Source organism: uncultured Aquabacterium sp. (assembly GCF_913773725.1).
In the GTDB taxonomy this organism is placed as follows: Bacteria; Pseudomonadota; Gammaproteobacteria; order Burkholderiales; family Burkholderiaceae_C; genus Aquabacterium.
On the sequence record NZ_CAJYGK010000115.1, the window covers coordinates 52013 to 71967 of the forward strand.

The window sequence follows — 19955 nt, forward strand, 5'->3', positions numbered from 1 at the left end:
GCCCCGTGCCCGCCCATTCTTTTCCCGTGAACGACGCAGCCCCTGCCACGCCGCCCCGCGCCGGCAGCGCCCTCCCGCTCGACATCCTGCAGGAGGTCTTCGGCTACAGCGCCTTCCGGGGTCAGCAGGCCGACATCGTCGACCACGTGACAGCCGGGCACGATGCGCTGGTGCTGATGCCCACCGGCGGTGGCAAGAGCCTGTGTTACCAGGTCCCCGCCATTGCGCGACACCGCCAGGGACGCGGCGTCACCGTGGTCGTTTCCCCGCTGATTGCCCTGATGCACGACCAGGTCGGGGCGCTGGAAGAAGTGGGTGTGCACGCGGCCTTTCTGAACAGCACCCTGAGCCTGGAAGACACCCAGCGCATCGAGCGCGAGATGATGTCGGGCCGCCTGGTGATGCTGTATGCCGCGCCCGAACGGGTGACCAACCTGCGCTTCCAGGCCCAGCTGGCCAGCCTGCACGAACGCGGCCTGCTCAGCCTGTTTGCCATCGACGAAGCGCATTGCGTGAGCCAGTGGGGGCACGACTTCCGGGAGGACTATCTCCAGTTGTCGATGCTGCACGAGCGCTTCCCCGACGTGCCGCGCCTGGCCCTGACGGCCACCGCCGACGCACAGACCCGCGCGGACATGATCGAGCGCCTGCAGCTGCAGGATGCCCGCGTCTTCATCAGCAGCTTCGACCGGCCCAACATCCGCTACACGTTGGTCGAGAAGGACAACCCGCGTCAGCAGCTGCTGCGCTTCATCCGCGACGAGCACCCGGGTGATGCGGGCATCGTCTATTGCCAGAGCCGCCGCAAGGTCGAGGAAACGGCCGAATGGCTGTCCGACCAGGGCGTGCCGGCCTTGCCTTATCACGCAGGTCTGGATGCGGGCGTGCGCCAGCGTCACCAGGACCGCTTTCTGCGCGAAGACGGCCTGGTCATGGTCGCCACCGTGGCCTTCGGCATGGGCATCGACAAGCCCGATGTGCGCTTCGTGGCCCACCTCGACCTGCCCAAGAACATCGAAGGCTATTACCAGGAGACGGGCCGGGCCGGACGCGATGGCGGCGAAGCCGATGCGTGGCTGACCTACGGCCTGGCCGACGTGGTGAACCAGCGCCGCATGATCGACGAGAGCCCCGCCACCGACGAGTTCAAGCGCATCCAGCGCGGCAAGCTGGATGCGCTGCTGGCGCTGGCCGAGGCCCACGACTGCCGTCGCGTGCGCCTGCTGAGCTACTTTGGCGAAGACAGCGCGCCCTGCGGCAACTGCGACAACTGCCTGCGACCACCCGCCACCTGGGACGGCACCGAGGCCGCTCGCAAGATGCTCAGCTGCATCTACCGCTTCTGGCAGCATGGGCAGCAGCGGTTCGGCGCCGGCCACCTGATCGATGTGCTGCGTGGCAAGCAGACCGACAAGGTGCGCCAGTACGGCCACGCCAGCCTGAGCACCTTCGGCGTGGGCGCCGACCTGAGCGAGAACCAGTGGCGCGCCGTGTTGCGGCAGCTGGTGGCCCTGGGTCATGTGGTCGCCGAAGGTGAGTTCAACACCCTGGCCCTGACTGCCTCGGCCCGGGCCGTGCTCAAGGGCGAGGTGCAACTGACCCTGCGGGAGGCCGTCGACGCGCCCCGCCGCAGCAAGACCAGCCGGTCCGGTGGCAAACCCGCCGCTGCGGCTGACCTGAGTGGGGACGCCCTGGCCCGTTTCACGGCCCTCAAGGCATGGCGTGCGGGTGTGGCGCGCGAGCACAACCTGCCCGCCTACATCGTCTTCAACGACGCCACGCTGGCCGACATGGCGCGGGTGGCCCCGCAGACCTTGGGCGAGCTCTCGCAGATCAGCGGTGTGGGGGTCGCAAAGTTACAGGCGTATGGCACCCAGATTCTGGATGTCCTGAATTCCTAATGCATTCAGCGGTTTTGTTGCTACGATGCGACGAAATCGGCTTTCCCGCCCCCCTTTGGACGGACGAACAGGCTTTCTGGCGGGGGAAAACCCCAGCCCGCGCTCTTTTGCTGTGCAGAATCGCCTCATCAGTTTCAGCGCTCGCCCCACGGCGGTGCAGGTCTGCACCAAGCGCGTGCTGATGATCCCTAAGCAAAGGAGAACCACATGTTCGTGAAGAAGAACCTGATTGCTGTGGCCGCTCTGGCCACCCTGGCCGTGTCGGCCCAAGCTCAGTCGAGCGTGACCCTGTACGGCAACCTGGACGTGTCGGGCGCCTACGTGAAGAACAAGCAGGGCGACCAGAGCCAGTCCACGACCGCTGTCGAGTCGTCGATCCTGACTGAGAGCTACCTCGGCCTGAAGGGCGTTGAGGATCTGGGCGGTGGCCTGAAGGCCATGTTCAAGCTGGAAAGCTCGCTGGCAGTGGATACCGGCAATGCCAGCACCACGTTCTACGACCTGGACGAAAGAGATGGTCTCGACTCCAAGAACTTCTGGGACAAGAATGCGCTGGTTGGCGTGTCCGGTGACTTCGGCACCGTGACCCTGGGCAATCAGGAGAGCCTCTTCAAGCTGCAGGCTGCCGCCTTCAACCCGTTTGGCACGTCGCGTCTGCTGGCCACCTCGCAACTGCTGCTGACCGCATCCGGTCTGGGCGGTAGCTGGCAGAACACCGTCGGCTACACCTCGGCCAACCTGAGCGGCCTCACGGTGTCGGCTCAGCACAGCGCCAAGGAAGGCGGCCGTGGCGATGCCACGAAGTACAACGGCGGTGCGACTGCCGTGGCTGCCAACTACGGTGTGGGCCCTCTGGCTCTGTCGGCTGTGTACGGCGACGTTCGCAGCACCAACGCCACCGCACAGGAAACCCGCCAGAAGGCCTACCTGCTGGGTGCTTCGTATGACTTCGGCGCGGTGAAGGCCTTTGCTCAGTATGGCCGGGACAAGGTCCAGCAGAAGGGTGTGCCGGGTGACGACACGGCCAAGTTCTTCCAGCTGGGCGCTGTGGTGCCTGTGACGCAGGCCGGCACCGTGCACGCTGCATTCGGCCAGGTCAAGGACGAGGAAAGCAAGATTCGCCAGATCTCGCTGACTTACAACCACTCGCTGACCAAGCGCAGCGGTGTGTACGCAGGCTTTACCTACATCAAGGACGAGATCAGCGGCGAACCCGATGGCAAGACGACCGCACTGGCCGTCGGCCTGCGCCACGCTTTCTGATGAGCGCGCGGCGTCTGACGCCGCTTGCTTTGATGACTCAAGCGCCCCTCGCGGGCGCTTTTTTGTTGGCGCACCACCTTGGCGCAATGTCCGAAACAACAAGCCTACTGGTGCGGATTGTTGCGCCAGACACACAGATTTCGCTTCACGCTGGTGCATCCTGGTCTGGATTTTGCTTAAGCGTTGGCGATGTTCTGCTTCACTCGCACAATTGTTTGCAAGGAATGCGTGACCAGCGTGTGACGCAAACCGCCGATTCCCCATCTCATTGCTAGGAGAATTTGATGTTTGCAAAGAAGACCCTGGTGGCCCTGGCCGCCCTCGTTGCTGCCGCTGGCGCTGCCCACGCTCAGTCCAGCCTGAAGGTGTACGGCCTGATGGACCTCGGCGTGGGCTCGTTCGAGGGCGCGCATGAGAAGGGCGCCTCGTCCCGCACGACCGAAGTCCGCAGCGGCGCCATGACCACGTCCTTCATCGGCTTTGCCGGCGTGGAAGACCTGGGCGGCGGCCTGAAGGCCGAGTTCACGCTGGAAAGCTTCCTGGCTGCTGATTCGGGCCAGACGCTGAACAACAACGCTGGCTACTTCTGGGGCCGTGCCTCGAACATCGCCCTGAGCGGCGACTTCGGTAAGGTCGCTCTGGGCCAGTACGACAACCCGCTGTTCACCTCGGGCTACACCTACAACCCGTTCGGCTCGTCGATGACCTTCTCGCCGACGATGCGTCACTTCAACTACCTGGGCCAGACGAACATTGCCGGCAGTCCCTCTGGGATGGGCGTCGGCTTCGACACCGGCTGGGTGAACTCCGTGACCTACGAGTCGCCGAACTTCTCCGGCCTGAGCTTCGTCGGTCAGGTCGCTCTGAAGGAAGCCCCCGGCTCGTCGAACAAGAACAGCTACACCGCTGCTGTGTCGTACAACGCTGGCCCGCTGAGTGCCACGCTGACCTACGTGAAGGGTGGCGTGACCATCATCCCGAGTACCACCGCCTACACCGCCAACGAGAAGCTGTGGAACCTGGGTGCTTCGTATGACTTTGGCTTCCTGAAGGCCTTCGGTCAGTACACCTCCATCAAGGACACCACGGCAGCTGAACTGAAGGACAAAATCTTCCAGCTGGGCGTGTCTGTGCCCGTGACCGAGAAGGCCGCCGTGCTGGCTTCGTTCGGTCAGCTGAAGAACACCACCGCTGCCGACGTGGTCACCAAGAACGAAGTCTTCTCGCTGGGCTACGACTACAACCTGTCGAAGCGCACCGACGTGTATGGCGTGTTCTCGAACGTGCGTCAGACCGGTCTGGTGTCCGGCCAGTCGATCGCTGTGGGCCTGCGCCACAACTTCTGATCGGTCTAGGCTCATCTGAGCCGATCTCGAAGCAAAGCGCCCCTTCACGGGGCGCTTTGTCGTTTCTGGCGTGCATGGACGGCGCGCGAGCACGCGCGTGGCCTTCAGGGTCTGCGCCGCATCCCCCCTTCTGGTGCGGCACGGTTCCTGCAAATCTGTATACAGTTCACCAAGGCGGTGAACAGCATCCACCCGATACGGAGTCACCTGTCCATGTCCCTCCAGAAGTACATCGCCCCAGCCGCCCTGCTCGTGCTGGGCTCGGCCGTCCAGGCTCAAAGCTCCTTGAACGTCTATGGCGTCATCGACCTCGCCATTGGCAGCTACCAGTTCAGCGGCACCGATGGGTCGGCTGACAACAGGCGCGTCACGCGGGTCGAGCCCAACCAGCTCACCACCAGCTACCTGGGGTTCAAGGGCGTCGAAGACCTGGGCGGCGGCCTGAAGGCCGGTTTCGTTCTGGAAGGCTTTCTGCGTCCCGATACCGGCGCGTCAGGCCGTTTCGGCTCGGCCGACCCGATGTGGTCGCGCAACGCGAACGTCTACCTGCAGAGCGGGATGGGCAAGGTGACCCTGGGTCGCCAGATCGACATGCTCTACCTGGCTGTTCTGCAGACCGAGGCCTTCGGCGGCTCGTTCGGGCTGTCGCCCATGACCCAGCTGACCTTCGGTGGCAAGTGGGGCAACGACCTGGGCGACTCCGGCTGGAGCAACGCCATCTCGTACTCGACGCCCGTGGTCTCCGGCTTCTCTGCGACGGCGGCCGCGCAGTTCGGCGAGACCGCCGACAAGAGCCAGCGCAACGGCTATGCCCTGCACACCCGCTACAGCAGTGGGCCGTTCACCGTGGTCGGTGCCTGGCAGACCGTGGGCAGCACGGCGGCGCCCAAGGCGGCGTTCGTCAAGGGACAGCGCCAGAACTTCGGCCTGATCGGCGCCAGCTACGACGCAGGGTTTGCCAAGTTCTTCGCGCAGTACGGTGAGCTGGACAACAGTGGCTTCACCGGCGCCAAGAACATCGACACCAAGGTCTGGCAGCTGAGCGCATCCGTGCCGGTCACCCCGTCGGGCAAGATCCTGACGGCATTCGGCCAGAGCAAGGAGCGTCCGTCGGAAGGCAGCGCCTCGACGGTGCGGGTCACGCACAGCATCTTCACGCTGGCCTACGACCACAATCTGTCGAAGCGCACCGACGTGTATGCCGCCTACATGATGGACTACGAGAAGGTGTCGGGCTACAACAAGGGCCACACCTACACGCTGGGCGTGCGCCACGCCTTCTGAGTTCGGTTCAGCCCCGCTCGAACTTGAAGACGGCGGTGCTGGCCAGCAGGTTGGGCCACATGGTCACGGTCTTGCCACCCTGGAGCCCGAACGAGGCCAGGATGCGCAGGCCGTTCTTGCGGGCCAGCACCTCGAAGTCGGCAAAGGTCGAGACGCGGATGTTGGGCGTGTCGTACCACTGGTAGGGCAGGGCGCGCGTGACCGGCATGCGGCCACGCAGCACGCTCAGCCGGTGCGGCCAGTGCGCGAAGTTCGGGAAGCTGACCAGCCCGATGCGGCCCACGCGCGCCGTCTCGCGCAGCATGGCTTCGGTGTTGCGCAGGTGCTGGAGGGTGTCGAGCTGCAGCACCACGTCGAAGCTGTTGTCTTCGAACAGGCTCAGGCCTTCTTCCAGGTTGCGCTGGATGACGTTGACGCCACGGCGCACGCATTCCAGCACCTTGGCGTCGTCGATCTCGATGCCGTAGCCGGTGCATTGGCGGGTGTCGCGCAGGTGGGCCAGCAGGGCGCCGTTGCCGCAGCCCAGGTCGAGCACGCGGGAGCCCGGGGGCACCAGCTCGGCGATCACGTGGTGGAGGTCGCGTTCGATCATCGTGTTCCTCCCCCGCCTCAGACGGCCATGCGCACAGGCTGACCCTGCACGCTGTTCAGCGGGGCGGCTTGGCGGCCCATGTCCTGTGCGATGCGCTCGAAGTAGGCGCGCACGACGCCGTGGTAGCGCGGGTCGTCCAGCAGGAAGGCGTCGTGGCCATGGGGTGCATCGATCTCGGCGTAGCTCACGTCGTGGCGGTTGTCGACCAGGGCCTTGACGATCTCGCGCGAGCGGGCCGGAGAGAACCGCCAGTCGGTCGTGAAGCTGATGACCAGGAACTTCGCCAGGGCCTTGGACAGAGCGGCGCTCAGGTCGCCACCATGGTGCCGTGCCGGATCGAAGTAATCCAGCGCGCGGGTGATCAGCAGATAGGTGTTGGCGTCGAAGTAGTCGCTGAACTTGTCGCCTTGGTAGCGCAGGTAACTTTCCACCTGGAACTCGATGTCCTGCGTGCTGTAGCGCGGGGCGTCACCGAGTTCGCGGCCCACCATCTCGCGGCCGAACTTCTCTTCCATCACGTCGTCCGACAGGTAGGTGATGTGGCCGATCATGCGGGCCACGCGCAGGCCGCGGCGGGGCACCACGCCGTGCTCGTAGAAGTGGCCGTGGTGGAAGTCGGGGTCGGTCACGATGGCCCGGCGCGCCACCTCGTTGAAGGCGATGTTCTGCGCGGACAGCTTGGGCGCCGTGGCGATGGCCACGCAGTGCCCGACACGTTCGGGGTGTTGCAGCGTCCAGCTCAGCGCCTGCATGCCACCCAGGCTGCCGCCCAACACGGCCGCCAGCTTGTCGATGCCCAGGCGGTCCAGCACGCGGGCCTGCGCGTTCACCCAGTCTTCCACCGTCACCACGGGGAAGTCGGCGCCATAGAGCTTGCCGGTGTCCGGGTTGGTGTGCATCGGGCCCGTCGAGCCGAAGCACGATCCCGGGTTGTTGATGCCGATGACGAAGAACTTGTCGGTGTCCAGCGGCTTGCCGGGGCCGATCAGGTTGTCCCACCAGCCCTCGCTCTTGGGAAGAGGGCGCCCCTGTTCGTCGGCATGCACGCCGGCCACATGGTGCGACGCGTTGAGCGCGTGGCACACGAGCACGGCGTTGCTGCGGTCGGCATTGAGCCGGCCGTAGGTTTCGTAGACCAGGGTGTAGTCGCGCAGCACGGCGCCGCTTTGCAGCGGCAGCGGCGTGCTGAAGTGCATGGTGGCAGGGGTGACGACCCCGAGAGAAGACATGACGCTACAACGATGATGACAACAAAAAACCGGCCTCGCATTAAAGCAGGGGCCGGTCTGAGCAGCGCCCTCTTTAGCGGCATTTCTTGAGCGCCCGCAATCCGGACAAATCGGCGCTGTGGGCTTGAGTGTAGCGCAGCCAGGGGCGGGTGTGCGACGCCCGCGCCGCGTGTGACATGTCACGATCTGGACGGGCTTTGACCCGTACTTGAATTGACCTGCATGGTGAACGCGGGTCTAGGATCACCTCGGGGCGTCGTGGCGCGGCCCGATGTCCGGCGCAACAAGAGAAGGAGGCCACCATGCCACGCTGGCTGATGCGGCTCAACGAGCACGTTCCCATCCGCTATGGGGTTCTGGCCCTGGCGCTGCTGATGGCCGTTGTGGGGTGGTGGCGGTGGCTTGGTGGTGCCGGCGGGCAAGGCGCCTTGATCGCGGCCTTGCTGGGAATGGCCTTGTGCGGCCTCGGGCTCAGTGACCTGCGCCAGACCAGCCGGGCGGTGCTGCGCAACTATCCCGTCATGGGGCACCTGCGCTACCTGCTGGAATTCATCCGGCCGGAGATCCGCCAGTACTTCATCGAGGGCGACGGCGAGGCCGCGCCCTTCTCGCGGCAGCAGCGTTCCCTGGTCTACCAGCGCGCCAAAGGCGAGCCCGACAAGCGGCCCTTCGGCACCCAGATGGATGTGGGGCAGGCGGGTTACGAATGGATCAACCATTCGCTGGCCCCCACCACGCTGGCCAGCCACGATTTCCGCATCGTGATCGGTGCGGGCGGCAGTTCCTGCACCCAGCCCTACAGTGCCAGCGTGTTCAACATCTCTGCCATGAGCTTCGGGGCCTTGAGTGCGAACGCGGTGCTGGCGCTCAATGCCGGTGCCAAGCTGGGTCACTTCGCCCATGACACGGGCGAGGGCTCGATCAGCCGCTACCACCGTGAGCCGGGCGGTGACCTGATCTGGGAGATCGGTTCGGGCTACTTCGGCTGCCGTACACCGGACGGCCGATTCGATCCCGAAGCCTTCCAGCGCAATGCCCGCGAGCCCCAGGTGAGGATGATCGAGCTGAAGCTCAGCCAGGGGGCCAAGCCGGGCCACGGCGGAGTGCTGCCCGGCCCGAAGGTCACGCCCGAGATCGCGGAAGCGCGCGGGGTGATGGTGGGCCAGGACTGCGTTTCACCGGCTCGCCACAGCGCCTTCCACACGCCGATGGAGATGATGCGGTTCATCGAACGCCTGCGTCAGCTCTCCGGCGGCAAGCCGGTGGGATTCAAGCTGTGCATCGGCCACCCGTGGGAATGGTTTGCGCTCGCCAAGGCCATGGTGGAATCCGATCTGTGGCCTGACTTCATCGTGGTCGACGGGGCGGAAGGCGGCACGGGCGCGGCACCGCTGGAGTTCACCGACCACGTCGGGGCCCCTCTGCAGGAGGGTCTCCTGCTGGTGCACAACACGCTGGTGGGTCTGAACCAGCGACACCGTGTCAAGATCGGCTGCGCCGGCAAGGTGATCAGCGCCTTCGACATCGCCCGCATGATGGCGCTGGGTGCCGACTGGTGCAATTCGGCGCGGGGCTTCATGTTCGCGCTGGGCTGCATCCAGGCCCAGAGTTGCCACACGGGCCATTGCCCGACCGGCGTCACCAGTCAGGATCCGATGCGCCAGCGGGCGCTGGTCGTGCCGGACAAGACGCAGCGGGTGTTCCGCTATCACCAGAACACGCTGCACGCGCTCAAGGAGCTGGTCCAGGCGGCCGGGCTCACCCATCCCAACGAGATTTCGCCGGATCACATCGTGCGGCGCCTCTCGGGCTACGAGGTGCGGCGACTGTCCAACCTGTTGGTGTACCTGGCGCCTGGCGAAATCCTGGCCGCCGAGCGGGGCGACATGCCATGGCGGCATGCCGCGTTCGAGCAGTACTGGCATCGGGCCAGCCCGCATTCGTTTTCACCGACGACCGACGCCTGAGGTCGCCGCGCAGGGGTCACGCCTTGGGCGGCGTGGTGTCGATGAAGGCCTGGCGCTGCGCGAGCTTGTCCGACAGCTTGGCCAGGTTGGGGTAATCGGTGCGCCAGTCGATGTCCGGGAAACGGAAATCGAGGTAGCCGAGCGCGCAGCCCACGGCGATGTCCGCCAGGCTGTGGTGGTTGCCGGCGCACCAGGGGCGGTCGCCCAGCCCCAGGCTCATGGCCTTCAGGCTCTGGTGAATCTTGGCAATCTGACGGTCGATCCACGCCTGGCTGCGCTGCGCATCGGTCCGGCCGTTCCAGGTCTGCTCCATGCGGGCCAGCACGGCGGCGTCCAGCAGGCCGTCGGCCAGGGCTTCCCAGGTGCGCACCTCGACCCGTTCGCGGCCGCTCAGCGGAATCAGCTTGCCCACCGGCGAGAGGGTGTCGACGTACTCGACGATGACGCGCGAATCGAAGATGGCTTCGCCGCCCTCCATCACGAGACAGGGCACCTTACCCAGGGGGTTGGCATCCGCGATGGCCGTGTCAGGCGCCCACACGTCTTCCAACACGAACTTGTAGTCGAGCTTTTTCTCGGCCAGCACGATGCGCACCTTGCGGACGAAGGGGCTGGTCAGGGATCCGATCAGTTTCATTCTGTGTCGTGATGTGTGTTTGAACGGATTCTAGCCAAGCGCGTCTTTCGTCCAGGAGAGTAGGTTTTCCGAAGAGGGACACCCGATCTGAGGGTCGCTCGGCTGCCACGGGCGGGCCCGGCGACGCTACATTCGTAACTTGATCAACGGACCCCGCCTTCCGTCCCATGCAGTACTTCGCCAGGCTGGTGGGGAGGCTCATGTGTCACGTGATGCCGTCGCGCGCTGGCGCGGCGGACGACGCGGACACGGAGCCCGGACCCGATGCGCTGACCCGGGCCCGCCCCATCGGCGGCCGCCATGAAGGCCCGCCGACCTCGTCCCCGCTCCCGCTGACGGGACCAGGACCGCTCGCCCCGGAACTGGCGGCGTCGCTGTTGCCGCGTCTGCCGCGTGGGGTGGTGCGCGAGGCACGCTTTCATTTCGATGCCCGCCCCCGGGACTTCGTGCGGATCTGGTGGCGCCATGCCCTGATCGTGTTGCTGACGGGCGGGCTGGCGCTGCCCTGGGCGCGGGCCGCGAACCGGCGCTGGCTGTTGCAGCACACCCGGGTTGGGGGGCACGCGTTGAACCTGGATGTGTCGGTGCAGGGCCTGTGGCTGCGGGACTTTCTTGGCGTGAGCCTTCTTGCTGGTGTGGTGGGGGCCCTGGCCGGCGAGGCGCAGTGGGCAGCCCTGCTGGCCGTGGCCCTGGCCTGCGCGGCCGTGCCGATCTGGTTGCACCTCCGCCTGACCGATGACCTGGCCCGCATCACCTGGGCGGGGCGGCGGTTGGCGTTCGACGGATCTTTGCCGGCGCTCTACAGGGGGGTGGGGCTGGCGTTCGGATGCGCAGCCCTGCTGGCTGCGGCCGGGCTCTGGTTGTGGCGCCATCCGCATCCCGCCAGCGCGGTGGCCTGGGGCGTGTGCCTGGCCCTGGTCCTGGCCGGCCTGCCCGCGTGGTGGTGGCGCTGGCTGGCCTACCGGCAGCAGCGCCTGCGGCTCGGGCCGCTGGCGCTGACCTGGCGAGGCGCTCCGTCGGTCTTCTGGCAGTTGGGGCTGCGGACGCTGGCCTGGGGCGGCGTGGCCGCGGCGGGTGTGGGCGGGGCACTCTGCCTGGCATGGGCAGTGGCCGTGATGGCGCTGGGTTGGCAGCCGGCGCCAGGCGTGAGCCGCTGGCTGTTGGTCCTTTGGTGGGGTGGCAGTGCGGTGGCCGTCTGGCCGTTTCTGGTGGCGCTGCTGCAGAACCTGGCCTGGAACCACACCGGGTGCCGGCATCTGAGGTTCCGCAGCAAGCTGCATGCTGGCGTCTACGTGCGCATGCGGCTGACCCACCTGGCTCTGGTGGTGTCGAGTTGCGGGGTGTATTGGCCCTGGGCAGTCTTCCATGCCTGGCGGGCTCGAACCGAGGCCATGTCGGTGCGTGCCCGGGTCGATCCCGAGGTCCTGGCCGCGCACTGGCCAGTGGCCCAGTCGGGACAGTAAAATGGCGGGTTCGCCTGCTGCTGTGCGGGCGATCTCTTTCGAACCCAGCCTGACCCGGTCTTGCGGCCGGCCTCCGCCATGAACCTGTCTGCCCTTTCCGCCCTGTCGCCGCTGGACGGCCGTTACGCCGCCAAGGTCGCCGCGCTGCGTCCGCTGCTGTCCGAGTTCGGTCTGATGCACCGCCGCGTGCAGGTCGAGATCGAGTGGTTCATTGCCCTGTCGGACGCCGGCCTGCCCGAGTTCGCGCCGCTGTCCGAAGCCGCACGCGGCTACCTGCGTGGCCTGGTGGCGCGCTTCTGCGAGGCCGATGCCCAGGCCATCAAGGACATCGAGAAGACGACCAACCACGACGTCAAGGCGGTCGAGTACTGGATCAAGCAGCGCTTTGCCAACCACCCCGAGCTGGAAAAGGCCGGTGAGTTCGTGCACTTCGCCTGTACCTCGGAAGACATCAACAACACCAGCCATGGCCTGATGCTCAAGGCCGCGCGCGAGCAGGTCATCCTGCCGACGATCGACGCCCTGATCGGCACCCTGAGCGGCATGGCCCACCAGTTCGCCGAGATCCCGATGCTGAGCCGCACGCACGGCCAGACGGCTTCGCCCACCACCGTGGGCAAGGAAGTCGCCAACGTGGTGGCCCGCCTGGCCAACGCCCGCGAGCGCATCGCCGAGGTCAAGCTGCTGGCCAAGATGAACGGCGCCGTCGGCAACTACAACGCCCACCTGTCGGCCTACCCCGAGAAGGACTGGGAAGCCTTCAGCCAGTCGGTCATCGAGAACCAGCTGGGCCTGACCTTCAACCCCTACACGATCCAGATCGAGCCGCACGACTACATGGCCGAGCTGTTCGACGCCGTCACGCGCACCAACACCATCCTGATCGACTGGTCGCGCGACGTGTGGGGCTACATCAGCCTGGGCTACTTCAAGCAGAAGACCAAGGCCGGCGAAATCGGTTCGTCGACCATGCCGCACAAGGTCAACCCGATCGACTTCGAGAACGCCGAAGGCAACCTGGGCCTGGCCAACGCCGTGCTGACGCACCTGAGCCAGAAGCTGCCGATCAGCCGCTGGCAGCGTGACCTGACCGACTCGACCGTGCTGCGCAACATGGGCGTGGCCCTGGGCTATGCCCTGCTGGCCTACGACAGCCTGGCGCGTGGCCTGGGCAAGCTGGAAGTCAACCCTCAGGCCCTCGCCGACGACCTCGATGCGTCGTGGGAAGTGCTGGCCGAGCCCATCCAGACGGTGATGCGCCGCTATGCGCTGCCCAACCCGTACGAGCGCCTGAAGGAGCTGACCCGCGGCAAGGCGATCACGCGCGAGTCCATCCAGGCCTTCATCGGCACGCTGGAGCTGCCGGAAGAAGAAAAGGCCCGCCTGATGGAGATGACCCCGGGCAACTACATCGGCAAGGCCGTCGAGCTGGCCCAGCGCATCGGCAAGTAACCCGAGACAGGCGTCGAGATGATCTTCACCGAACAGCTGCTGCGCGTGCAGCAGCAGCACCAGTCGTTGCTGTGCGTGGGCCTGGACCCGGAGCCGTCGAAGTTTCCCGGTGCGTGGAAGGGCCAGCCCGACCGCATCTACGACTTCTGCGCGGCCATCGTGGATGCCACCAAAGACCTGGTCTGCGCCTTCAAGCCGCAGATTGCGTACTTTGCGGCCCACCGCGCCGAAGACCAGCTCGAGCGCCTGATGGCCCACATGCGCCGCGTGGCGCCGAGCGTGCCCGTCATCCTCGATGCCAAGCGCGGTGACATCGGCTCCACCGCCGAGCAGTACGCGCACGAGGCCTTCTCGCGCTACCAGGCCGACGCCGTGACGCTGTCGCCTTTCATGGGCTTCGACACGATGGAGCCCTTCCTCAAGCACCCGGGCAAGGGCGTGATCCTGCTGTGTCGCACGTCCAACCCGGGCGGCTCGGACCTGCAGAACCTGCGCCTGGCCGACATCGACGGCCAGCCCCGCGTGTACGAGCACATCGCGAAGCAGGCGCAGGGCCCGTGGAACACCAACGGCCAGATCGGCCTGGTGGTGGGTGCCACCTTCCCCGAAGAGATTGCCCGCGTGCGTGAACTGGCACCGACCGTGCCGCTGCTGATTCCCGGCGTGGGTGCGCAGGGCGGCGATGCGGCGGCCACCGTCAAGGCCGGCCTGAAGACCGATGCGAGCGGCGCCGTCACCGGCACCATCATCGTCAACAGCTCGCGCGCGGTGCTGTACGCCAGCAGCGGCGATGACTTTGCCAGCGCGGCCCGCCGTGTGGCGATGCAGACGCGCGACACGCTGAACGCCGCCCGCTGAGGCGTTCCGGATCCGGTCGGGGGGCTTGCTCGACCGGCGGGCGCGGATGGGTGCATGATCGGGTCTTCGTTCCGTGCAGACCCCTTGCATTCCGTTCGCACCATGCACCTGTGTACCTTTGAACATGACGGTCAGGCCCGCGCCGGCCTGGTCCGCGGCAGCGACCTCATCGACCTGAGCGCGGTCCTGGGCGACGCCCTGTCGGCCCACCAGCCCATGATCGACCTGATCACCCGCTGGGCCGAGCTGAAAGACCGCGTGGCCGCGTTGACCGAGGCGCCTGCGGATGCCGCCGTCGACGCCGTGCACCTGCTGGCGCCTGTGCCGCGGCCTGGCAAGGCCCTGGCCATCGGGCTGAACTACCTGGAGCACGTTCAGGAAAACATCATCGGCGAGAGCCGCACGGTGCCGGCGCACCAGGTGTGGTTTCCCAAGCTGCCGTCGGCCATCAACGGCCCGTTCGATCCCATCGTGCTGCCCCGTGTCTCAGAGATGACGGACTACGAGGGCGAGCTGGTCGCCATCATCGGCCAGCGTTGCCGGCATGTGCCGCGCGAGCGCGCGCACGAGGTGGTGTTCGGCTACTGCGTCGGCAACGACGTCTCGGTGCGCGACTACCAGAAGCGCACCTCACAGTGGACGCTGGGCAAGTCCTTCGACACGCACGCGCCCTTCGGACCCTGGATCACGACCGCCGACGAGGTGGGCGACCCGCACCAGCTGGCGCTGAGTTGCTGGGTCAATGGCGAGCGCCGGCAGCACAGCCACACCAGCCTGATGATCCACGACATCTGGGCGCAGATCGCGCAGCTCACCGAGGTGATGACGCTGGAGCCTGGCGACGTGATCTTCACCGGCACCTGTAGCGGCGTGGGCGCAGCCTTCGATCCGCCGAAGTTCCTGAAGGATGGCGACACCGTGCGCGTCGAGATCGAGCGCCTGGGGGCCATCGTGGCGCGCTGCGTCGCGGAAGACGCAGCCGACTGACGTCGGCAGCGGCCTGCGGGCCGCTCAGCGCACGCCGTGCGAGCGGGCGTGCGGCTCCAGGGCGTCCAGCACCGTCTTGACGAAGGCGGTCACCTCGGGCGCCAGCTCCAGCAGGCGGTCGCCACGGCCCTGCTCGATCGCTTCCAGGATCAGTTCGTTGACGCCGCCGACCACGGCCATGGCCAGGTTGTGCGACAGCGGCAGGCGCCCCGGCTCGTGCTGGCGCGACAACTCGACCTGGCGGATCACGAAGTTCACGAAGCGCAGCAGGATGGCGCGACGCACGGCCAGGCCGGGCGCGCCCAGGTTCAGCAGTTCGATGCACAAGGTGCGGATCAGGGCAGGCTGCTTCTGGATGTTGCCCAGATAGGCCTCGATCACCCAGTTCAGCTGCGACAGCCAATCCTTGTCCGGGTCGAACCCTTCGGACATCACGGCCAGTGTGCGTTCGCTCAGCAATTCGCACAGGGCCAGCAGGCACTCGTCCTTGCTGGCGAACTGTTCGTAGAACGTGCGCTTGGAGACCCGGGCTTCGGCCACGACATCGGCAATCGTGATCTCGGCATACGGTTTGCGGACCAGGGTCGTGCCCATCGCCGTCATGAGGCGACTGCGGTGATCCGGGGTGGCCGCCGCCTGGGTGGCGTCGAGGGCGGCGCGTTCGACCGACGTCGACGTGGGCATGAGCGGGGCGGTGAGGACGGTTTCAGACATGGCGTGGCAGGAGATGAGCCCTCCCTGCAGGATCAACTGCCAGGGCCGGGGCGAAACAGCGAAAGCGCGCACGGCGCCCTGGGTACGATCTGGCACCGTTCTCCCGCTGTCTGTCGAAGGTCGCTTTTTATCATGCGTACGCCCCTTTTTCCCAGGCGGGTTGCCGCCGCGGCCGGCATTGTGCTGCTGTCGCTGTCCTCGGGCCTGGCCTGCGCCCAGCCCGCGGCGGCCTCTGTGCAGGCCCTCAGCATCCCCTGCGGCAACACCACGTGCGACGCGGAAATCCGCCGTCCGCCCGGGGTGGCGCGCCCGCCGGTCATCGTGATGGCGCATGGGTTTGGCGCACTGCGTGACTGGGGGCTGACCCCGTTCGCCGACCGTTTCGTGCAGGCCGGTTTTGCGGTCGTGCGCTTCGACTATCGGGGATTTGGGCGGAGTGGCGGGCAACCTCGCCGGGTCGTGGACGGCCCCGCCCACGTCGACGACTGGGTGTCGGCGATCGACGCCGTGGCCGCCCGGTCGGATGTGGACGGCACGCGCCTGGGGATCTGGGGGTCGTCCTACAGCGGAGGGCAGGTGCTGGTGGCGGCATCGCGCCGACCGCAGGTTGTGAAGGCCGTCAGTTCCCAGGTGCCCTTTGTGCACGGGCTGTCGAGCGCTTTGCGGTATCCGATCCGGCACCAGCCGGCCGCCATGTGGATGGCCATCCGGGATGCCGTGCGTGGCGACGGGGAAGAGCCGGTCTACATGCCCATCATCTCGGCGGATAGGAGCACAGCCGCGCTGATCTGCGACGAATGCGTCGAGGGCTACAGCAAGCTGGTTCCCAAGGGGCAGGAAGCCGAGAACAAGGTGGCGGCCCGCTTCCTGTTCAGCCTGCCTTTCTTCTATCCGATCGACAGCGCGCCCAAGGTGCAGGCGCCCACGCTGGTGATCGCAGCCGAACGCGACGGCCTGATTCCCATCCAGAAGGTGCGGGACACCGCCAAGGCCCTGCCGCGCGGCGAATACGTCGAACTGCCCGGCGCGCATCACTTCTCGCCTTACCAGGGACCGGTCTTCGAGCAGGTGGTGGCGCGCCAGACGGCCTTCTTCCGGCAGCATCTGGCCCGCTGAGGCGCGGTGGGCCGGAACCCGGATGCCCCTGTGAGGCACTCGGGTGAGGCGGTGTCTGGCGCTCACCCGACGGCGCGACGTATGATGGCCGGTTGCCCTTCTGGCGGCCGGCTGTGCGCGGTAACGAGTGCACAGCATGGCGGACCTCGGGCCTCTTTCTTGCTGCTGACCGCCGATGTCCCGTTCCGTGCCTCCGCTCGATGCCACTGCCGTGGCCCCAGTCGACCTGCCCGCTTCTTCGCCTGCCGTTCGTCAGCCGTCCGGTCAGCCGCCCGGCATGACGCGCCCGCGTGGCGAGCACCCCACGATCCAGATCCGCGGCGCACGCACGCACAACCTCAAGAACATCGACCTCGATCTGCCGCGGCATGAACTGGTGGTCATCACGGGCCTGTCGGGCTCGGGCAAGTCCAGCCTGGCGTTCGACACCCTGTACGCCGAGGGCCAGCGCCGCTATGTGGAGAGCCTGAGCGCCTACGCGCGGCAGTTCCTGCAACTGATGGACAAGCCTGATGTCGACGTGATCGAAGGGCTGTCGCCCGCGATCAGCATCGAGCAAAAGGCCACCAGCCACAACCCACGCTCGACCGTGGGCACGGTCACGGAGATCCACGACTACCTGCGCCTGCTGTACGCCCGGGCCGGCACCCCGTTCTGCCCCGAGCACGGCGAGCCGCTGCAGGCGCAGAGTGTGAGCCAGATGGTCGACGCCGTGCTGGCGTTGCCGGAGGACACCAAGCTGATGATCCTCGCGCCGGTGGTGCGGGACCGCAAGGGCGAGCACGCCGAGCTGTTTGCCGACATGCAGGCGCAGGGCTATGTGCGCTTTCGCATCAATGGGCAGATCACCGAGGCGGTCGACCTCAAGCCGCTGGTGAAGAACGAGAAGCACGACATCGACGTGGTCGTCGACCGCGTGAAGGTGCGCGGGGACATGGCACAGCGCCTGGCCGAGAGCTTCGAGACGGCCCTGCGTCTCGCCGAGGGGCGCGCGATTGCGCTCGAGATGGACACCGAGAAGACGCACCTGTTCTCGGCCAAGTTCGCCTGTCCGGTGTGCAGCTACTCGTTGTCAGAGCTCGAGCCCCGCCTGTTCTCGTTCAACTCGCCGCAAGGCGCCTGCCCGACGTGCGACGGCCTCGGCCATGTCATCGCCTTCGATCCCCACCGTGTGGTGGCCTTCCCGTCGCTCAGCATCGGCAGCGGGGCCGTCAAGGGCTGGGATCGCCGCAACCCCTACACCTACAGCCTGATCGAGAGCGTCGGCCGGCACTACGACGTCGACATCGAGCAGCCTTTTGAAGAGCTGCCTGCGCATATCCAGCACGTGCTGCTGTATGGGTCGGGCGCCGACGAGATCGAGTTCACTTACGAGGCGGACGGTCCGAGCGGCAAGAAGCGCAAGGTCAAGCGCACGCATCCCTTCGAAGGCATCATCCCCAACTTCGAGCGCCGCTTCAAGGAAACCGATTCGGCTGCGGTGCGTGAAGAACTGGCCCGCTACCAGCAGCCCAAGGCCTGCCCCGATTGCCACGGCACGCGCCTGCGCCGCGAGGCCCGCCACGTGAAGCTGCTCGACGCCCACACCGGCGACCGCAAGGCCATCTACGAGATCGGCCACGCCACGCTGGCCGAGGCGCACCGTTATTTCGAAGGACTGCAGCTGCAGGGCGCCAAGGCCGAGATTGCCGCCAAGGTGGTCAACGAGATCCGCTCACGCCTGCGCTTCCTCAACGACGTGGGCCTGAACTACCTGAGCCTGGATCGCAGCGCCGACACGCTGTCCGGAGGCGAGGCGCAGCGCATTCGCCTGGCCTCGCAGATCGGCTCCGGCCTGACGGGCGTGATGTACGTGCTCGACGAGCCCAGCATCGGCCTGCACCAGCGCGACAACGACCGCCTGATCGGCACGCTCCAGCATCTCCGCGATCTGGGCAACAGCGTGATCGTCGTCGAGCACGACGAGGACATGATCCGCGCTGCCGACCATGTGGTCGACATGGGGCCGGGTGCCGGCGTGCACGGTGGCCGCGTGATGGCGCAAGGCAAGCCGGACGAGATCGCGGCCAACGCCGAGAGCCTGACCGGGCAATACCTGGCGCGTGCGCTGCGCATCCCCGTGCCGGCCGAGCGTCGGCCTTTCACCGACGAGACGCCGCGCCTGCGCGTGGTCAACGCACGGGGCCACAACCTCAAGGGCGTCACCGTCGAGGTGCCGGTGGGGCTGCTCACGTGCGTCACCGGCGTGTCGGGCTCGGGCAAGTCCACGCTGGTGAACGACACGCTGTATGCCGCGGTGGCCAAGAAGCTCTACCAGAGCCACGCCGAGCCCGAACCGCATGACGAGATCGAAGGGCTGGAGCTGTTCGACAAGGTCATCAACGTCGACCAGTCGCCGATCGGGCGCACGCCGCGCTCCAACCCGGCCACCTACACCGGCCTGTTCACGCCCATCCGCGAGCTGCTGGCCGACGTGCCGACCGCCCGCGAGCGCGGCTACAACGCCGGGCGCTTCAGCTTCAACGTGGCCGGTGGCCGCTGTGAAGCCTGCCAGGGGGACGGTGTGCTCAAAGTGGAGATGCACTTCCTGCCCGATGTGTACGTGCCGTGCGACGTGTGCCAAGGCAAGCGCTACAACCGCGAGACGCTCGAGGTGCTCTACAAGGGCAAGAACATTCACGAGATCCTGGGGCTGACGGTCGAGGACGCACTCGAGTTCTTCAGCGCCGTGCCCGCCATCGCCCGCAAGCTGCAGACGCTGATGGACGTGGGCCTGGGGTACATCCGCCTGGGGCAGAGCGCGACCACGCTGTCGGGCGGCGAGGCCCAGCGCGTCAAGCTGGCGCTGGAACTCAGCAAGCGCGACACCGGCCGCACCCTCTACATCCTCGACGAGCCGACCACCGGCCTGCACTTCCACGACATCGCGCTGCTGCTCAAGGTGCTGCACCAACTGCGCGATGCGGGCAACACCATCGTCATCATCGAGCACAACCTCGACGTCATCAAGACGGCGGACTGGCTGATCGACATGGGGCCCGAAGGAGGCTCGGGCGGCGGTGAGTTGCTCGTGGCGGGCACGCCGGAGGCGGTGGCCGCACATCCGGGCAGCCACACGGGGCGGTATCTGGCGCCCTTGCTGTGAG

At 66.7% G+C, this 19955-nt stretch carries 15 protein-coding genes and 1 riboswitch; of the genes, 11 read left to right on the forward strand and 4 right to left on the reverse strand.

Translation table 11 applies throughout. The features are described from left to right. Window positions 1-26: 26 nt before the first annotated feature. From recQ to QZ709_RS13810, 4 genes are all read left to right on the forward strand, one after another. The gene (recQ, locus tag QZ709_RS13795; protein WP_294638137.1) at window positions 27-1901 is read left to right on the forward strand and encodes a DNA helicase RecQ; all 1875 of its coding nucleotides are present in this window, start codon (window positions 27-29) and stop codon (window positions 1899-1901) included. Between the two features lie 207 nt (window positions 1902-2108). Then, window positions 2109-3164, forward strand: coding sequence for a porin (locus QZ709_RS13800; protein ID WP_294637896.1), 1056 nt, complete (start codon window positions 2109-2111; stop codon window positions 3162-3164). A gap of 284 nt (window positions 3165-3448) precedes the next feature. Next, on the forward strand, window positions 3449-4510 hold the full coding sequence (locus QZ709_RS13805) for a porin (protein WP_294637898.1): 1062 nt from the start codon (window positions 3449-3451) through the stop codon (window positions 4508-4510). 213 nt (window positions 4511-4723) lie between these two features. Then, window positions 4724-5794, forward strand: coding sequence for a porin (locus QZ709_RS13810; RefSeq protein WP_294637901.1), 1071 nt, complete (start codon window positions 4724-4726; stop codon window positions 5792-5794). Window positions 5795-5801: 7 nt separating this feature from the next. Here the strand turns inward: QZ709_RS13810 and metW are convergent, their stop codons facing one another. Both metW and QZ709_RS13820 read right to left on the reverse strand, forming a co-directional pair. Beyond that, window positions 5802-6386 carry a methionine biosynthesis protein MetW gene (gene metW / locus QZ709_RS13815; protein ID WP_294637903.1) on the reverse strand — a complete coding sequence of 195 codons (585 nt, stop codon included), beginning with the start codon at window positions 6384-6386 and terminating at the stop codon, window positions 5802-5804. Window positions 6387-6403: 17 nt separating this feature from the next. Further along, complete coding sequence (locus tag QZ709_RS13820; protein ID WP_294637905.1) at window positions 6404-7615, reverse strand: homoserine O-acetyltransferase; 1212 nt, start codon at window positions 7613-7615, stop codon at window positions 6404-6406. Between the two features lie 52 nt (window positions 7616-7667). Beyond that, a riboswitch (SAM riboswitch) is annotated at window positions 7668-7742 on the reverse strand. Between the two features lie 175 nt (window positions 7743-7917). On the opposite strand from QZ709_RS13820, the gene QZ709_RS13825 reads away from it, so the two are divergent. Further along, complete coding sequence (locus tag QZ709_RS13825) at window positions 7918-9582, forward strand: FMN-binding glutamate synthase family protein (protein ID WP_294637907.1); 1665 nt, start codon at window positions 7918-7920, stop codon at window positions 9580-9582. A gap of 16 nt (window positions 9583-9598) precedes the next feature. On the opposite strand, the gene QZ709_RS13830 is transcribed toward QZ709_RS13825, so the two are convergent. Next, window positions 9599-10219, reverse strand: coding sequence for a glutathione S-transferase (locus QZ709_RS13830; protein ID WP_294637909.1), 621 nt, complete (start codon window positions 10217-10219; stop codon window positions 9599-9601). Between the two features lie 212 nt (window positions 10220-10431). Here QZ709_RS13830 and QZ709_RS13835 point away from each other — a divergent pair, with 212 nt between their 5' ends. From QZ709_RS13835 to QZ709_RS13850, 4 genes are all read left to right on the forward strand, one after another. Then, a complete protein-coding gene (locus QZ709_RS13835; protein ID WP_294637911.1) occupies window positions 10432-11682 on the forward strand; it encodes a DUF898 family protein in 1251 nt (416 codons plus the stop codon). A gap of 78 nt (window positions 11683-11760) precedes the next feature. Next, a complete protein-coding gene (purB, locus tag QZ709_RS13840) occupies window positions 11761-13134 on the forward strand; it encodes an adenylosuccinate lyase (protein WP_294637913.1) in 1374 nt (457 codons plus the stop codon). An 18-nt stretch (window positions 13135-13152) separates the two neighbouring features. Further along, window positions 13153-13992, forward strand: a complete 840-nt coding sequence (pyrF, locus tag QZ709_RS13845) for an orotidine-5'-phosphate decarboxylase (RefSeq protein WP_294637915.1) — start codon at window positions 13153-13155, stop codon at window positions 13990-13992. A gap of 54 nt (window positions 13993-14046) precedes the next feature. Then, window positions 14047-14979, forward strand: coding sequence for a fumarylacetoacetate hydrolase family protein (locus QZ709_RS13850; RefSeq protein WP_294637917.1), 933 nt, complete (start codon window positions 14047-14049; stop codon window positions 14977-14979). Between the two features lie 24 nt (window positions 14980-15003). Here the strand turns inward: QZ709_RS13850 and QZ709_RS13855 are convergent, their stop codons facing one another. Continuing rightward, the gene (locus QZ709_RS13855; RefSeq protein ID WP_294637918.1) at window positions 15004-15693 is read right to left on the reverse strand and encodes a TetR/AcrR family transcriptional regulator; all 690 of its coding nucleotides are present in this window, start codon (window positions 15691-15693) and stop codon (window positions 15004-15006) included. A 132-nt stretch (window positions 15694-15825) separates the two neighbouring features. On the opposite strand from QZ709_RS13855, the gene QZ709_RS13860 reads away from it, so the two are divergent. Both QZ709_RS13860 and uvrA read left to right on the forward strand, forming a co-directional pair. After that, complete coding sequence (locus tag QZ709_RS13860; RefSeq protein ID WP_294637919.1) at window positions 15826-16809, forward strand: alpha/beta fold hydrolase; 984 nt, start codon at window positions 15826-15828, stop codon at window positions 16807-16809. A 277-nt stretch (window positions 16810-17086) separates the two neighbouring features. Continuing rightward, window positions 17087-19954 (forward strand): excinuclease ABC subunit UvrA, encoded by a 2868-nt coding sequence (uvrA, locus tag QZ709_RS13865; RefSeq protein ID WP_294638138.1) that lies wholly within the window; start codon window positions 17087-17089, stop codon window positions 19952-19954. The last annotated feature ends 1 nt before the right edge of the window (window position 19955 follow it).

Excerpts from the sequence above, each read along its gene's own strand:
- QZ709_RS13800 (WP_294637896.1), top strand. The coding sequence starts at position 2,109 with ATGTTCGTGAAGAAGAACCTGATTGCTGTGGCCGCTCTGGCCACCCTG.
- QZ709_RS13805 (WP_294637898.1), top strand. The coding sequence starts at position 3,449 with ATGTTTGCAAAGAAGACCCTGGTGGCCCTGGCCGCCCTCGTTGCTGCC.
- QZ709_RS13810 (WP_294637901.1), top strand. The coding sequence starts at position 4,724 with ATGTCCCTCCAGAAGTACATCGCCCCAGCCGCCCTGCTCGTGCTGGGC.
- metW (WP_294637903.1), bottom strand. The coding sequence starts at position 6,386 with ATGATCGAACGCGACCTCCACCACGTGATCGCCGAGCTGGTGCCCCCG.
- QZ709_RS13820 (WP_294637905.1), bottom strand. The coding sequence starts at position 7,615 with ATGTCTTCTCTCGGGGTCGTCACCCCTGCCACCATGCACTTCAGCACG.
- QZ709_RS13825 (WP_294637907.1), top strand. The coding sequence starts at position 7,918 with ATGCCACGCTGGCTGATGCGGCTCAACGAGCACGTTCCCATCCGCTAT.
- QZ709_RS13830 (WP_294637909.1), bottom strand. The coding sequence starts at position 10,219 with ATGAAACTGATCGGATCCCTGACCAGCCCCTTCGTCCGCAAGGTGCGC.
- QZ709_RS13835 (WP_294637911.1), top strand. The coding sequence starts at position 10,432 with ATGCCGTCGCGCGCTGGCGCGGCGGACGACGCGGACACGGAGCCCGGA.
- purB (WP_294637913.1), top strand. The coding sequence starts at position 11,761 with ATGAACCTGTCTGCCCTTTCCGCCCTGTCGCCGCTGGACGGCCGTTAC.
- pyrF (WP_294637915.1), top strand. The coding sequence starts at position 13,153 with ATGATCTTCACCGAACAGCTGCTGCGCGTGCAGCAGCAGCACCAGTCG.
- QZ709_RS13850 (WP_294637917.1), top strand. The coding sequence starts at position 14,047 with ATGATCGGGTCTTCGTTCCGTGCAGACCCCTTGCATTCCGTTCGCACC.
- QZ709_RS13855 (WP_294637918.1), bottom strand. The coding sequence starts at position 15,693 with ATGTCTGAAACCGTCCTCACCGCCCCGCTCATGCCCACGTCGACGTCG.
- QZ709_RS13860 (WP_294637919.1), top strand. The coding sequence starts at position 15,826 with ATGCGTACGCCCCTTTTTCCCAGGCGGGTTGCCGCCGCGGCCGGCATT.
- uvrA (WP_294638138.1), top strand. The coding sequence starts at position 17,087 with ATGACGCGCCCGCGTGGCGAGCACCCCACGATCCAGATCCGCGGCGCA.